This is a genomic window from Nocardioides lianchengensis (assembly GCF_900101465.1).
Classification (GTDB): Bacteria; Actinomycetota; Actinomycetes; order Propionibacteriales; family Nocardioidaceae; genus Nocardioides; species Nocardioides lianchengensis.
This window is the reverse complement of sequence record NZ_FMZM01000015.1, coordinates 131,949-145,732: the sequence shown is the minus strand read 5'-3', so window position 1 is coordinate 145,732 and position 13,784 is coordinate 131,949. Positions and strand designations below refer to the sequence as shown.

The window sequence follows — 13,784 nt, the reverse complement described above, 5'->3', positions numbered from 1 at the left end:
CGAGCAGTGAAGGACGAAGTCCTGAACGCCCGTCGAGACCCCCGCAGCCAGCAAGCAACCTCCGGTAGGTCGGCCCCTGCCGTGACGTCTGCTCGGTGCACCAGGCCGGTTCGAAGACATTTACAGAAAGAAGGGGGCTCACCGTCCGCGGTGATCAAGGGCCATCACGAGGCTGCTTCTGGCTTTCGGTCACCTGGGGTCGACCGTTCGAACTAGGCTGTGGACAACCCTCGCATTCGATAATGTGTTCGAGTAGAATGGGCGCATGGCTCGGGACCTCGACGACTGCGACACCGCACCCGCGGTGCTCGCCTTCGTCCGCGCCCGACGATCTGCCCAGTTGCAGGCCGAGGCCGACCAGCTCGCCGCCGCCGTCACCTGGGCCGGCATGCACTCCACCGACTCCCTCCACGACGCCGCCGCCGTCTGGATCCCCGGCTGCGAGGACGAGATGGCCATCGCCGGCCCCGGCGCACCGTTGATCGCGGAGTTCTCCGTGCTGGAGTTCTCCGCCGCACTCGGCCTGTCGTCCGACTCCGGGCGGATCTACCTCGGCCACGCCGTCGAGCTCGCCCACCGACTCCCCAGGGTCTACGAACGCGTCCAATCGTTGGACCTCCCGGTCTGGAAAGCCCGCCGCATCGCCGCCGAGACCATCGACCTCCCACTCGACGGCGCCGAGTTCGTCGACCTTCACGTCGCCTCAGTGGCGCACAAGATCTCGATTGCCCAGCTCGACCGGACCATCGAAGAAGCCCGGGTCCGTTTCGACCCGGAGACCGCTGCCCAGCGCGCCCGGGATGCGGCCGAGGTACGGCACTTCGACATCGAGACCCAGCAGGTCTCCTACGACGGCCACGTCGAAGTCCGCGGGACCCTCGACCTCGTCGACGCACTCGACCTCGAAGACGCCGTCTCTCGGGGTGCGACCCACCTCGCCACGATCGCCGACGGCCTGTCGCTCGACGTGCGCCGTTCCATCGCGATCGGTGACCTGGCTCGACGCCAGCTCACGCTCGATCTCAATGCTGAGCCGGACCCGGACCGCAAACGGCCCCGCCAGGTCGTGGTCCACGTCCACCTCGCCGACGCCGCCATCGCCCGCGTCGAGAACACCCGCACCCTCATCTCGGTCGAGCAGGTCAAGAGCTGGTGCCAGGACGGAGACAGTCAGGTCGTCATCAAGCCGGTCATCGACCTGACCGGTCACGTGCACGTGGATGCCTACGAGGTCCCCGACCGGTTGAAGGAACGCCAGGCCCTGCTCCAGCACTCCTGCGTGTTCCCCTGGTGTCGCAGGCGATCGAGGTCCTGCGACCACGACCACAGCGACCCAGCCGCCCACGGCGGCGCCACGTGCGACTGCAACATCGCCCCACTCTGCCGAAGACATCACCGCGCGAAGACACATACGCGCTGGCGCTACGACAAGGTCGACGACACGACGTTCGTCTGGCGCAGTCCGAACGGCTTGACGTTCGTTCGCGACCACACCGGCACCGCCACCCCACAGCCCTGACGGCCACAGCCCGAGGGGCTACGGGCGCGCCGCCGTGACGGTGACGGTCGAACCCGGCTCGGCCATGGTTCCGGACTCGCGGTCCGCAGCCAGGACGGTCCCAGCGGGCAGGACGCCTCCGTCCTCCAGTGGCAGCACTACGAGGAACCCGGCGCGCTCCCACACTCGCCGGTTGGCATCCACGGGGCGATCGGGTCGAGGACCGTGACCCGCGACAGGGCGTCGGTCACGGCGGAGCGGCCTCGGACGGCCCGCCCTCGCTGCACTCGACGGCGCCCAGCGGGGCCACTCTCCCCCGGACCTCGGTCGGTGGTTCCCGACCTTCTCCACAGGCGCGGACCGGCCCGGTTTCACCGCCCCCGCCGTACGGCGATGCTGCCCGGTCATGACGAGACTCCGTGACCTGACCATCGCCCTGCCGCCGCGCTGGCGGCGGCGCTCCGACCCCGACCACGGCGTGCTGGTGCACGCGCGGGCGGCCACACTCCCGGAGAGCGGCGTGGCGCCCGAGCTGGTGCTGCGGTGCGCGCCGGTCGACGACGACCTCGAGCAGTGGCGGGCCGACGCGATGGGCGAGCTGGCCGGGCAGCTGGTCGGGTTCGAGGTGGACGACGAGGACGCGTTCGAGCTGGAGGGACGGCCGGTGGTCTACGCGCGGTTCGCGCACCGGCTCGGGTCCACCGACCTGGTCAGCGAGCAGTGGTCGTGGCTGCTCGGCGGCACCGGGATCACCCTCACCGGGACGGTCGCGCGCGAGGACTACGCCGACTACTGCGAGGTGTTCGACGCGGTGGCGGCGACGTTCGAGCCGGGATCGCGGGCGGCCTGACGCCGGTGCTCGCGCGGGCTGACCCCGCGGGCGCGCTTGAAGGCGGTCGAGAGCGCGAACGGCGTCGCGTAGCCGACCTGCCGGGCCACGCCCGCCACCGTCGCGTCGGGCTCGAGCAGCAGGTCGGCGGCCAGGGCCAGGCGCCACTCGGTCAGGAACGCCATCGGCGGTACGCCGACCACCGCCGCGAACCGCCGCGCGAACGCCGCCCGCGACGCCCCACCCGCCGCCGCCAGCTCGGCGACGCTCCAAGACCGCTCCGGGTGGTGCTGGAGCAGCCGCAGGGCCGGCCCGACGACCGGGTCGCCCTGGCCGACGTACCAGCCGGGCGGGTCGGCGTCGGGGCGGGCGAACCAGGCCCGCAGCAGCGTGATCAGCAGCAGGTCGAGGAGCCGGTCGAGGACCGCGTCCTGACCCGGGGCGTCCTTGACGATCTCGTCGGCCAGCAGCGCCACCAGCGGGGAGTCGAGGTCGGCCGCCCGCAGCACGAGCAGGCCGGGGAGCGCCCGGAGCAGCCGGCCGCTGACCTCGCCCTCGAGGAGGTAGGCGCCGGTGAGCAGCACCGTCTCGCCGGCGGCGCTGTTGCCCCAGCTCCGCACGCCCTGGTGCAGCTCCTCGGCGAGCTCGCGACCGTCCGGCGTCACGCACACCTGGCCCGGCAGGATCCGGGCGAAGGGCTCCGCGCCGGGGGTGTCGGCGACGCTCCAGTGGTCGGTCCCGACCGCGATCACGACGTCCCCGACCTCGAGCCGTACGGCGGCGCCGCGGTCCGGGACCGCCCATGCGTGCCCGCGGACGACGGCGGTCACCGACAGCGGCGACTCGTCCTCCAGCCGGACCGCCCAGGGCGGGTCCAGCAGGCAGCGCACCAGGAAGGCGCCCCGAGCACGGGGGCCGTCGAGCAGCGCGGCGAGGCCGTCCATGCGGCCGAGCGTAGACGCTGGCGTATGGATCCGGCACCACCAGCGATGGATCGTCTCGACTGGGCGCCCCACGATGAGGGCATGAGCCTCGACGACCTCCGCGTCCCCGTCCTGACCGCCGCCCTGGTGCTGGGCGGTCTCCAGGCCGGCACCTACTACACCTGGGCCAGCGGCGTGATGCCCGGCCTGGGCCGGGTCGACGACCGGACGTTCGTGCACGCCATGCAGCAGATGAACGTCGCGATCGTGAACCCGGTCTTCCTCGCCAGCTTCCTCGGTGCCCCGGCGCTCGCCGGAGCAGCGGTGCTCGCGACGCACGGGAGCGCCCGGTGGTGGGTGGTCGCCGGGGCCGGTCTCGCGGTCGCCACCGTGGTGGTCACCGGCGCCCTCAACGTGCCGCTCAACGACGCCCTCGCCGCCGCCGGGCCGGTCGACTCGATCCGCGACCTGGCCGCCGTCCGCGCCGACTTCGAGTCGACCTGGCGGCGCTGGAACGCCGTCCGCACCCTCACCTCGACCGCGTCCGTGGCCTGCCTGGCCGTCGCCGCGCTCCGCAGCTGAGGCTGGTGGACGGACTCGCCGGGCCGGTGCGAACCGCACCGACCCGGCGATCTCATCCGCGCCGTCGGGTCAGTAGCCCGCGAGGTAGCGGCGGTACTGCTGCCGCACCTGCCCGGCGGAGGCGGCCTTGTCGAGGAACACCAGGGAGTCCATGCGGCAGTCGCAGGGATTCCGTTCGAGGGTGTTCTGCGGGAACGACCCACCGATCTTGATGCCCCGAGGCAGCGTGTCGGAGGTGCCGGTGCCGTCGACCTGCCACGGGTCGGAGGTCGAGGTGTAGAACCCGTCGACCGGCTTGCCGTTGCGGTAGAGCGCCATCTCGCCGGTCGTGTAGTCGAACGTCGCGGCCAGGTGCACCCAGCGACCGCGGGGCAGCAGCGAGCGCCAGTCCGCGGAGGCGGCGTACGTCGAGGACGAGCCGTCGTCGAGCCGCCGACCGAGGGCCACCAGCTTCAGCTCCCCGTCGACGTTGATCAGCTCCAGCAGCGCCCGGACGCCGTGCCCGTCGGAGTTGCCGGCGAGGACCCCCGCGAGGCCGATCGCGTTGTAGCGGTCGGTCGGGTCGGGCGTGGTCGAGTTCAGTGCCGGGCCGGTGCCGTTCATCTTGAACCAGCCCATGACCGTGGCCTGCTCGGCGCCGGCGAAGCGGTCCAGCGAGGCCACCCCGTCCTGCCCCCACACGCCCGCCTTCCAGTCGTCGTTGCCGTTGACCGTCGGGTTGACCTGCTGGGTCTGGATCGAGCTCCGGCTGCCCGGGTAGGCGCCGTCGCGCACCCGCATGTCCTCGCCTCCGTTGACCAGGTCGAGCAGCGTGCGCGACGGGCCCTGGTCCTCCTCCTTCGCGCCGTCGACCGCGAACGGGTGCTCGAAGTCGTACGCCGCCACCACCGAGTCGGACAGCGCGGGCAGCGTCTCGTCCTTCCAGGGGGTGTGGCGGGTCCCGACGACCTTCCACACCTTCCCGTTGGCCTTCGCCAGCAGGTAGAGCTCGCCGCGGGCATCGACACCGAAGCGCAGGTCGACGCGGTGGTCGTCGACGAGGTCGGTCATCCGCAGCCGCTCCCCGTCGGTGGTCCACAGCTGCATCTCGTGCAGGGTCGCCTCCCGGCCGGTCTCCTGACGCATCTGGCCGGCCTGCGCCCACAGGACGCGTCCGTCGACCAGGTCGCCGAACACGTACTTGCCCCGCAGCGCGGGCAGCTTCCCGCGGTAGACCTGCCCACCGCTGATGCCGTGACCGCTGTCGGACGTGCACGGCCAGCCGGCCGGCGCGTCGTGGTCGTACGCCGCCACCGGGTAGACGTAGCCGTGCTGGGCATCGTCTGCGGGCAGCGGGTAGAGGTTGCACTGGTCGTCGTTGTCGTACACGAAGCGGCCCTCGCGCGGGTTCCAGCCGAAGTTGTCCCCCGGCCGGACCTCGTAGACCGCCTCGACCTGGTGCTGACCGATGTGACCGAGGTACATCCGGTGCTGGCCCTGGGGGTCCCACGAGAACCGGTGCGGGTCACGCATGCCGATCGCCCAGGTCTCGCCGAGGGCGCCCGCGTCCCCGACGAACGGGTTGGACCGCGGGACGCCGTAGCTGCCCGTGGGGCCGTCGGTGCCGCGCGGATCGATCCGCCAGATCTTGCCGTAGGGGTTGTCGAGGGTCTGCGGCTGGTCGGTCGTCAGGCCGATGCCGCCGTCGCCGATCGCGACGTAGAGCTGGCCGTAGTCGTCGTCCCGCGGCTCGGCCGTGGGGTTGAAGTCGATCTGCTGGATCGCGTGGATCTGGCTGGCGAACCCGAGCCGCAACACCTCGCGGCGGGTACCGCGGAAGACGTTGGCGTCGGGGTTGCGCGCGGTCCACTCGGTGACGACGCTGTGGCTGAACGTGGGCGTCTGGGCCGGGTACGTCGTCGCCGGCAGCGTCGTCATGTCGGCGGTCTTCTCGGTGTGCACCGTGTAGAAGAGGCCGTTGTCCTCGAAGTCGGGGTGGAAGGACACGAAGCCGAAGCCACTGCCCATGCCGCGACCGGAGTAGAAGCTCGGGAACTGCGCCTTGATGTCGAGGTAGCGGTGCTCGCGCCCCCGGTCCAGCAGGTAGAGCGGGCCGTTGAGGTCCGGGACGTACTGCCGTCGGGTGCCGTCCGGGATGTCACCGATGTAGTTGATGCGGTTGTGGCGCATCAGCCGGTAGTCGGTTGGTGCCGGGGTGGGCTCCGAGGCGGGGAACTGGTGGTGCTCCTCGAGCACCAGGCCCAGCGACGACCGGAGCGGCTTGTCGGGATAGGGGTCGGCGATCGGGGTGCCGTCGGCGGCGGCCGGTACGGCGCTCCCGATCGACGGCGTGGGGGTGAACAGACCCACGACCAGCGCACCGGCCGCGGCCGTCACCCACCAGCGTGACTTGCCCATGAGGGACTCTCTTCCTCCCCGCGGCGGCTACCGTGGGGATCTCCTGTAGAAGGACGCCGCCGGCTGCCACCGGCGGCCCCACCGGTCCTCGCCCGCCCTCCTGCCGGAGCGCGCGCGGGGACCGGTGCGGTTCTGGGCTACGGACGGGCGCGCAGGCCGACGACGGCGACGTCGCGGACCCGGCCGTAGTTGTCGAAGGACCCGAAGCCGACCCGACCACCGGCGAAGGTGGTGTCGGTCGCGGTCATCAGCGGCTCGCGTGCCCCGTCGAGCCGTACGGCGACCCGCCCGCTGCGGGCGTCGTAGTCGAGACGGACGTCGTGCCAGTCGGCGTCGTCGATGGCGGGCGGCGCGCCGACGCTGCCGGTCCACTGGTCGTCGATGCGGCGCCGGTCGGCGTCGTCGACGACGAAGATCCCGTTGTGGGGATAGATCGTGTTGTCCTGCGAGAGGTGCGCGTAGTAGAAGCGCGTCGGCGAGCGGTAGTTCCAGATCAGCACCACGTCACGGTTGTCGACGCTGACGTCCTCGTCGATGCGGACCTCGGCACGGTAGGTCAACGAGCCGAGCTCGGGTCCGGTGCGCACGACGGCGTACTCGAAGGGCCGCCGCGGACCCTCGGGCGGAGTGCCCGCCTCGGTCAGCACCACCTCCCGGTGCCGACGGTCGAAGGTCCACTTCTCGTCGGTGAGCGGGTCCCAGTGTCGCGGCGTCGCCGACGGTACGACGACCGCGAGGCGTGGTCGTCCGTGTCCGGGCGGTACGGCGCTGGCCACCGGCGCGGTGCCGAGCAGCGGCACCGCGAGGACGGCGGCCAGGACGGGCGCCAGCAGGGTTCTTCTCTTCATCGTGTTCCTTCCCGAGCAGGAGTGGGACGACGGTCGTGCGGGGGAGTCAGTGCAGGTGCGGCTCCACGAGCTCGCGGTAGCGGTCCGTCAGGGTCGCGACCGTGTCGTCGCCGGGCGCGGCCCAGACGTCGGCGTTGAAGATCTCGACCTCGACGTCGCCGGTGTAGCCGGCCGCGTGGACGGCGCGGGTGAAGGAGGCGAAGTCCACGTGACCGTCACCGACGTGACCGCGCCCGAGCAGGGCGTCGGCCGGCAGCGGGGTGATCCAGTCGGCCAGCTGGTAGGACGCGATCCGCGCACCGGCGCGCCGGATCGTGGTGTGCACGTCGGGCTCCCACCACAGGTGGAAGGTGTCGACGACGACGCCGACCTGCTCGACCGGCAGGAGGGCGGCGATGTCGAGAGCCTGGGCCAGCGTGGAGACGACACCGCGGTCGGCGGCGTAGATCGGGTTCATCGGCTCGATCCCGAGCCGCACCCCCCGGACACCGGCCTCGGGAGCCAGCGCCGCGACGGCCTCGGCCGCCCGCTCTCGCGCCGCCACCAGGTCGCGGTCGCCGTCGGGCAGGCCGCCCGGCACCAGGACGAGGGTCGGGGCGCCGAGCGCGGCGGCCTCGTCGAGGGCCCGGAGGTTCTCCTCGTGCGCCAGCTTGCGGGCGTCCGGGTCGGCGCCGGTGAAGAAGCCGCCGCGGCAGACGCTGGAGACCCGCAGCCCGGCGTCGCGCACCCAGCGGACGGCCACGTCCAGGCCCACCTCCGCGACCGGCTCGCGCCAGACGCCGATCGCGGGCAGGCCGGCGCGGACGCAGCCGTCGATCGCCTCGCGCAGCGACCACTCGGCGGTGGTGCGCTGGTTGAGCGAGAGGCGAGCCACCGGCGACGCCCCGGTCACGGGGTCACCCCCTGGACCCGGAGCCAGTCGGTCATCCGCGCCGCCGCCAGGTCGGGGTCGCGCAGCAGCCGCGCGTCGTCGGCCAGCTCCACGAGCCGGCTCAGGTGCAGCACCCCGCGGGCGGACTGGAGACCGCCGACCATCGTGAACCCCGGCTGGTGGCCGTTGAGCCAGGCCAGGAAGGCGATCCCGGTCTTGTAGTGGAAGGTCGGCGCCTCGAAGACGTGCCGCGAGAGCGGCAGGGTCGGCCCCATCGCCGCGTCGTACGCCGTGAGGTCGCCGTCGTCCAGGGCCGTCAGCGCGGCCGAGGCCGCGGGGGCGACGGCCGCGAAGGCGCCCAGCAGCGCGTCGGAGTGGTGGGTGCCGTCACCGCGGATCAGCTCCGGGTAGTTGAAGTCGTCGCCGGTGTAGAGCCGCACCCCGGCCGGGAGCGCGGCCCGCAGTCCGGTCTCGTGCTCGGCCGACAGCAGCGACACCTTGACCCCGTCGATCTTCGCCGCATGGGCGTGCACCAGGTCGAGGAACGTCGCGGTGGCCGCGGCCACGTCGGTCGAGCCCCAGTAGCCGCGCAGCTGCGGGTCGAAGGCCTCTCCCAGCCAGTGCAGCACGACGGGCTCGCGCACCTGCTCCAGCAGCCGCCCGTAGACGTGGTGGTAGTCGTCCGGCCCCGCGGCCACGGCGGCCAGGTGGCGCGAGGCCATCAGGATCACCTGCGAGCCGGTCGACTCGACGTACGACACCTGCTCGACGTACGCCGCCAGCACCTCCTCGACGGTGCGCAGCGACCCGGGCGCGGCCTGGTCGGTGCCCGCCCCGGAGGCGATCCGGGCGCCGAGGGAGCGGGCCTGGTCCGCGCTGCGACGCACCAGCTCCTGCACGGCCGGCCAGTCCAGGCCCATGTTGCGCTGGGCGGTGTCCATCGCCTCGGCGACGCCGAAGCCGAAGCGGAACAGCTCGCGCCGGAAGGCCAGCGTGGCGTCCCAGTCGACGACGGCGGGGGCCCCGGGCACGTTGGCGCCGCGGGGGTCCGCCGCGACGTGCGCGGCCGCGAAGGCCACCCGGGAGGCGTACGGCTGGGGGTGCTCGGCCCAGTCACCCGGCTCGGCCAGTGCCCGCCGGCGCCAGCCGTCCGCCGTGGGCAGGTCGAGCGTGACGGTGGTCAGGGTGCTCACGAGGTTCGCGTCTCCAGGACGATCCGGCGGCCCTCGGCCGAGGAGCGCAGGCCGGCCTCGACGAGCTCGAGCCCGCGCACGGCCGACATGAAGTCGTAGGGGTGCGGGCGACCCGCGACCACGTCGCGCAGGTAGTGCTCCCACTGCGCCCGGAAGCCGTTGCCGAACTCCTGGGTGTCGGGGACCTCGTCCCAGTGCGAGCGGAAGTCCTGGTCGGTCGGGATGTCGGGGTTCCAGACCGGCTTGGGAGTCCGGACCCGCGGCTGCACCCGGCAGCCGAACAGGCCGGCGACAGCGGATCCATGGGTGCCGTCGACCTGGAACTCCACGAGCTCCTTGCGCTCGACCCTGACCGCCCAGGACGAGTTCATCTGCACGATCGCGTCACCGACCTCGAAGATCGCGTACGCCGCGTCGTCGGCGGTGGCGTCGTACCTCTCGCCGTGCTCGTCCCAGCGCTCCGGGATGTGGGTGACGGCCTTGGCGATCACCGAGTCGACCCGGCCGAAGAGGTGCTCGAAGACGTAGTTCCAGTGACAGAACATGTCGAGGACCATGCCTCCGCCGTCGGCCGCCCGGTAGTTCCAGCTCGGCCGCTGCGACGGCGTGAGATCGCCCTCGAAGACCCAGTAGCCGAACTCGCCGCGCACCGACAGGATCCGGCCGAAGAAGCCGCTGTCGATCAGCCCCTTCAGCTTGACCAGGCCCGGCAGGTAGATCTTGTCGTGCACGACGCCGTTGATCGTCCCGGCGGCCGCGCCCGCCTCCGCGATCTCGAGCCCCTCCTCGACCGTCTCGGCCAGCGGCTTCTCGGTGTAGACGTGCTTGCCGGCCGCCAGCGCCTTGAGGATCGCCTTCTTGCGCTCGGACGTGACCTGGGCGTCGAAGTAGACCGACGCGGTGTCGTCGGCGAGGGCCTCGTCGAGATCGGTCGTGTACTCGGCGATGTCGTGGCGGTCGGCCAGCTCCGCCAGCTTGTCGCGGTTGCGGCCCACCAGGACCGGCTCGACCTGGAGCCGACTGCCGTCGGGCAGCTCGAGGCCGCCCTCGTCGCGGATGGCCAGGATGCTCCGGACCAGGTGCTGGCGGTAGCCCATCCGGCCGGTGACGCCGTTCATGACGATGCGCTGCGTGCGGACGCTCATGCTGTGTCTCTCTTCCGAGATCGGGGGTCAGGTCGTGGGGACGGCGGCCGGGCGCCCGCCGAGGTAGAGCTCCGCGAGCTGCGGATCGGCCAGCAGCTCGGAGGCCGGCCCGGTGATGTGGACCTTGCCGAGGTCGAGCACGCAGCCGATGTCGGCCGTCTCCAGCGCCCGGCGGGCGTTCTGCTCGACCAGCAGGACGGCGATGCCGGCGTCGCGCATCCGGACCACCTGCTCGAAGACCTTGCTCGTCGTCTTGGGGTCCAGGCCCATGCTCGGCTCGTCGAGGAGGACCACCTGGGGGCTGACCATCAGCGAGCGGGCGAACTCCACCTGCTTCTGCTGACCGCCCGAGAGGGCTCCGGCGAGGGCCGTCCAGCGGTCGGCCACGACCGGGAACAGCGTCTTGACGAAGTCGGTCCGCTCGGCGATCAGGGCCTTGTCGCGCACGGTGTAGGCGCCGAGGCCGACGTTCTCGGCGACGGTCATCTCCTTGAACACCGAGTGGCCCTGGAGGACGTGCGAGAGCCCGGAGCGGATCATGTCCTGGGGCCCGTTGCGGGTGACGTCGACCCCGTTGACCCGGATGCTCCCGGACCGCGGTGTCAGCATCCCGCTGGCGACCTTCAGGACGGTCGACTTGCCGGCGCCGTTGGGGCCGACCAGGCACACGATGCTGGACGGCGGCACCTGCACGGTGAGGCCGCGCAGGACGAGGGCCGCCCGGCCGTAGCCGGCCTCGACGTCCTTCAGCTCGAGGAGGTACTCGGGGGCGGGGGCGTCAGATGCCAAGGTAGGCCTCCAGGACTCGCGGGTCGCCCTGCACCTCGGCAGGCGTCCCTTCGGCGATGGGACGACCACGGTCGAAGACGACGACGTGGTCGGACAGGCTCATGACCATGTCCATGTTGTGCTCGACGATGACGAACGTGCGGCCCTCGGCGTTCAGCTCACGCACCAGGGTGCCGATCCGTCCGATCAGCGCCGGGTTCACCCCACCGGCGGGCTCGTCGAGCATGATCGTCTCGGGGTCCGTCATCAGGACCCCGGCCAGCTCGAGCAGCTTCTGCTGGCCGTAGGAGATGTCGCGGGCCTCGGACGACTCGAGGTGGTCGATGCCGACCCGGCGCAGCAGCTCGCGCGCCTTGGCGATGTCGTCGGCGTTGCGCGAGCCCCGCAGCCGGTGCAGCAGGCCCTCCGGCCGGACACCGACCAGCATGTTCTCCAGCACCGTCATCCGGGGGAAGATCCGGCACAGCTGGAAGCTGCGACCGACGCCCGCGGCCGCGATCCGGTGCGGTGCCTTCCCGGTGATGTCGGCGCCCTGGTAGGTCACCTCTCCGGAATCCGGCTTGATCATCCCGGTGACGCAGTTGAAGAAGGTCGTCTTGCCCGAGCCGTTCGGCCCGATCAGGGCGTTGATCTTGCCGGGTCGGAAGGTGACGGTGGCGCCGTCGACGGCGTGCACGCCGCCGAAGGACTTGCGCAGCTCCACCGTCTCCAACGAGCGGACGGCGGGCGGGGCCTGGGTGGTCGTCATCGGGACACCTCCTCCGGCTCGCGCCGGGCTTCGTCGATCTCCTTGTTCTTCTCCACCAGCTCCGCCGCGGTCATCTCGCGGATCGAGGTGGCCTTGTCGGGCCGGATCCGGTCGACGAGCGAGCCGAGCGCAGGGAGCACACCGTCGGGCATGAAGAGCACGACCAACGCGAGCAGCAGCCCGAGGGCGACGAGGTGGAACTGCGTGTCGCCGTACGCCGACTTGAAGTACTCCAGCGAGTAGCCCACGATCACGGCGCCCACGACCGGGCCGAGCAGGCTGCGGATGCCGCCGAGCAGCGACATCAGCACCATGTAGGAGCCGACCAGGATCGAGAACTGGAAGATGGGGTCGAGGGAGCCGAACCACAAGGCGTACATGCCGCCCGCCAAGGCCGTGAAGAACGCCGAGATGACGAACACCGTGAGCTTGTAGGCGAACGTCGGCACCCCGAGCGCCTGCGCCTTGTCCTCGTCCTCGCGGATCGCCTTCAGGCCGGTCCCGAAGCGGGACCGGTCGATGGCCCACCAGACCGCCAGGGCGATCACGATCAGCCCGACGTGGAGGTAGAAGAACCGCTCGTGCTGCTCGGGTCGCAGCACGTCCTCCCCGAAGGGACGTGGGACGCGCAGGCCGTTCGAGCCGCCGGTCACGTCGGACCAGCTCTGGCTGACCAGCAGCAGGATCAGGACCAGCGCGATGGAGACGATCACGAACGACGCCCCGCGGACCCGCAGCGACGCGAAGCCGATCGGCAGCGCCAGGACCCCGACGGCGACGGCGGACCCGACCAGGGAGAGCCACGGGTTCCAGCCGGCCTCCAGGATCAGCAGGGCCGTCCCGTACCCCCCGAGGCCGGAGTACGCCGCGTGGCCGAGCGAGATGTAGCCGGTGAAGCCGCCCACGAAGTTCCACGACACGGCGAGGGCGGCGTAGCTGGCGATCACGACGCCGACCGACAGGATGAACGCGTCGGGCGCCAGCTGCGGGAAGGCGAGGACCAGGACCCCGGCGGCGACCAGGGCCAGGCCCTTGATGCCGAGCAGGGCCGTGTCGAATCCGGTACGGGTGCTAGAAGCGCTGGGCAAGACGACCTCCGAAGAATCCCTGGGGGCGGACCATCAAGGTGGCGAACAGGGCGATGTAGAAGACCGTCTGCGCCCACGTCGTGCCGAGCGGCACCTGGAGCAGGCTCTGCGAGACGCCGAGCAGCATCGCGGCGATCGCCGCGCCCGGGATGCTGCCGAGGCCGCCGATCACGATGATCGCCATCAGCGGGCCGATCCAGTGCCAGTGCAGGGACGGGTAGATGGTGGAGTCGAGCGAGAGCGCCGTACCGCCGATGGCGGCGGTGGCCAGCCCCAGCCCGAAGCCGAAGCCGGCGATCCGGTCGGTGTTGATGCCGAGCAGCCTGGCCGCCTCGGGGTGCTGGATGGTGGCTCGCAGCGCCTGACCGAACCGGGTCAGCTTCATCAGGGCCCACAGGCCGAGCAGGGCCACGGCGGCGAGGCCGAAGGCGATCAGCTTGACCACGGCGATGTTGGCGCCGAAGACCTCGAGGCTGGAGCCGGAGTAGTCGAGCTGGATCCGGCGCTGCGTGCCCGAGAAGACGTAGCCCAGCAGTCCCTCGATGGTCAGCGCGATCGCGAAGGTGAGCAGCACCGACATCATGGTCAGGGTCGCGGGCCGCAGCCGGGCCAGCAGCAGCCGCTGCATCACGAACCCGACGACGAAGAAGAGCGGCACCGTCACGACGAGCGACAGCAGCGGGTCCAGGCCGGTCTCGCGCTGGAACCACCAGGCGAGGTAGGCGGCCAGGATCAGGAAGGCGGAATGGGCGATCATCACCACCCGCATCACGCCGAAGTACAGCGTCAGGCCAGCGGCGAGCAGCGCGTAGAGACCCCCGAGCAGCAGCCCGAGGATGACGCTCTGCAGGAGCAGGGATCCGGACACGTCAG

At 71.6% G+C, this 13,784-nt stretch carries 13 protein-coding genes; 3 read left to right on the top strand and 10 right to left on the bottom strand.

Annotation, left to right across the window (positions count from 1 at the left end):
* Positions 1–265 precede the first annotated feature (265 nt).
* Positions 266–1,519, top strand: coding sequence for an HNH endonuclease signature motif containing protein (locus tag BLT76_RS22925; protein ID WP_090860629.1), 1,254 nt, complete (start codon positions 266–268; stop codon positions 1,517–1,519).
* Positions 1,520–1,904: 385 nt separating this feature from the next.
* The gene (locus BLT76_RS22920; RefSeq protein ID WP_090860628.1) at positions 1,905–2,348 is read left to right on the top strand and encodes a hypothetical protein; all 444 of its coding nucleotides are present in this window, start codon (positions 1,905–1,907) and stop codon (positions 2,346–2,348) included.
* On the opposite strand, the gene BLT76_RS22915 is transcribed toward BLT76_RS22920, so the two are convergent.
* The gene (locus BLT76_RS22915; protein WP_090860627.1) at positions 2,288–3,271 is read right to left on the bottom strand and encodes an AraC family transcriptional regulator; all 984 of its coding nucleotides are present in this window, start codon (positions 3,269–3,271) and stop codon (positions 2,288–2,290) included. The genes BLT76_RS22920 and BLT76_RS22915 overlap by 61 nt on opposite strands.
* Before the next feature lie 81 nt (positions 3,272–3,352).
* Here BLT76_RS22915 and BLT76_RS22910 point away from each other — a divergent pair, with 81 nt between their 5' ends.
* On the top strand, positions 3,353–3,832 hold the full coding sequence (locus tag BLT76_RS22910; protein WP_090860626.1) for an anthrone oxygenase family protein: 480 nt from the start codon (positions 3,353–3,355) through the stop codon (positions 3,830–3,832).
* 69 nt (positions 3,833–3,901) lie between these two features.
* On the opposite strand, the gene BLT76_RS22905 is transcribed toward BLT76_RS22910, so the two are convergent.
* The 9 genes from BLT76_RS22905 to BLT76_RS22865 all read right to left on the bottom strand — a co-directional run bounded on the left by BLT76_RS22905 (position 3,902) and on the right by BLT76_RS22865 (position 13,779).
* Positions 3,902–6,229 carry a PQQ-dependent sugar dehydrogenase gene (locus BLT76_RS22905; RefSeq protein WP_090860625.1) on the bottom strand — a complete coding sequence of 776 codons (2,328 nt, stop codon included), beginning with the start codon at positions 6,227–6,229 and terminating at the stop codon, positions 3,902–3,904.
* A 137-nt stretch (positions 6,230–6,366) separates the two neighbouring features.
* Positions 6,367–7,077 (bottom strand): hypothetical protein, encoded by a 711-nt coding sequence (locus BLT76_RS22900; RefSeq protein ID WP_090860624.1) that lies wholly within the window; start codon positions 7,075–7,077, stop codon positions 6,367–6,369.
* A gap of 46 nt (positions 7,078–7,123) precedes the next feature.
* Positions 7,124–7,969, bottom strand: coding sequence for a sugar phosphate isomerase/epimerase family protein (locus BLT76_RS22895; protein ID WP_090860623.1), 846 nt, complete (start codon positions 7,967–7,969; stop codon positions 7,124–7,126).
* Entirely contained in the window at positions 7,966–9,141 is a 1,176-nt protein-coding gene (locus BLT76_RS22890; protein ID WP_244509534.1) for a dihydrodipicolinate synthase family protein, read from the bottom strand. The genes BLT76_RS22895 and BLT76_RS22890 overlap by 4 nt, the downstream gene beginning before the upstream one ends.
* Positions 9,138–10,286 (bottom strand): Gfo/Idh/MocA family protein, encoded by a 1,149-nt coding sequence (locus BLT76_RS22885; RefSeq protein WP_170867218.1) that lies wholly within the window; start codon positions 10,284–10,286, stop codon positions 9,138–9,140. The genes BLT76_RS22890 and BLT76_RS22885 overlap by 4 nt, the downstream gene beginning before the upstream one ends.
* A gap of 27 nt (positions 10,287–10,313) precedes the next feature.
* Entirely contained in the window at positions 10,314–11,075 is a 762-nt protein-coding gene (locus BLT76_RS22880; RefSeq protein ID WP_090860622.1) for an ABC transporter ATP-binding protein, read from the bottom strand.
* On the bottom strand, positions 11,065–11,823 hold the full coding sequence (locus tag BLT76_RS22875) for an ABC transporter ATP-binding protein (protein ID WP_090860621.1): 759 nt from the start codon (positions 11,821–11,823) through the stop codon (positions 11,065–11,067). Before BLT76_RS22875 ends, BLT76_RS22880 begins: the two co-directional genes overlap by 11 nt.
* Entirely contained in the window at positions 11,820–12,911 is a 1,092-nt protein-coding gene (locus BLT76_RS22870; protein WP_244509533.1) for a branched-chain amino acid ABC transporter permease, read from the bottom strand. Before BLT76_RS22870 ends, BLT76_RS22875 begins: the two co-directional genes overlap by 4 nt.
* Positions 12,895–13,779: a branched-chain amino acid ABC transporter permease gene (locus BLT76_RS22865; protein WP_090860620.1), complete on the bottom strand. Its 885-nt coding sequence runs from the start codon at positions 13,777–13,779 to the stop codon at positions 12,895–12,897. The genes BLT76_RS22870 and BLT76_RS22865 overlap by 17 nt, the downstream gene beginning before the upstream one ends.
* Between the last annotated feature and the right edge of the window lie 5 nt (positions 13,780–13,784).

Excerpts from the sequence above, each read along its gene's own strand:
- BLT76_RS22920 (WP_090860628.1), top strand. The coding sequence starts at position 1,905 with ATGACGAGACTCCGTGACCTGACCATCGCCCTGCCGCCGCGCTGGCGG.
- BLT76_RS22925 (WP_090860629.1), top strand. The coding sequence starts at position 266 with ATGGCTCGGGACCTCGACGACTGCGACACCGCACCCGCGGTGCTCGCC.
- BLT76_RS22900 (WP_090860624.1), bottom strand. The coding sequence starts at position 7,077 with ATGAAGAGAAGAACCCTGCTGGCGCCCGTCCTGGCCGCCGTCCTCGCG.
- BLT76_RS22905 (WP_090860625.1), bottom strand. The coding sequence starts at position 6,229 with ATGGGCAAGTCACGCTGGTGGGTGACGGCCGCGGCCGGTGCGCTGGTC.
- BLT76_RS22875 (WP_090860621.1), bottom strand. The coding sequence starts at position 11,823 with ATGACGACCACCCAGGCCCCGCCCGCCGTCCGCTCGTTGGAGACGGTG.
- BLT76_RS22910 (WP_090860626.1), top strand. The coding sequence starts at position 3,353 with ATGAGCCTCGACGACCTCCGCGTCCCCGTCCTGACCGCCGCCCTGGTG.
- BLT76_RS22885 (WP_170867218.1), bottom strand. The coding sequence starts at position 10,286 with ATGAGCGTCCGCACGCAGCGCATCGTCATGAACGGCGTCACCGGCCGG.
- BLT76_RS22915 (WP_090860627.1), bottom strand. The coding sequence starts at position 3,271 with ATGGACGGCCTCGCCGCGCTGCTCGACGGCCCCCGTGCTCGGGGCGCC.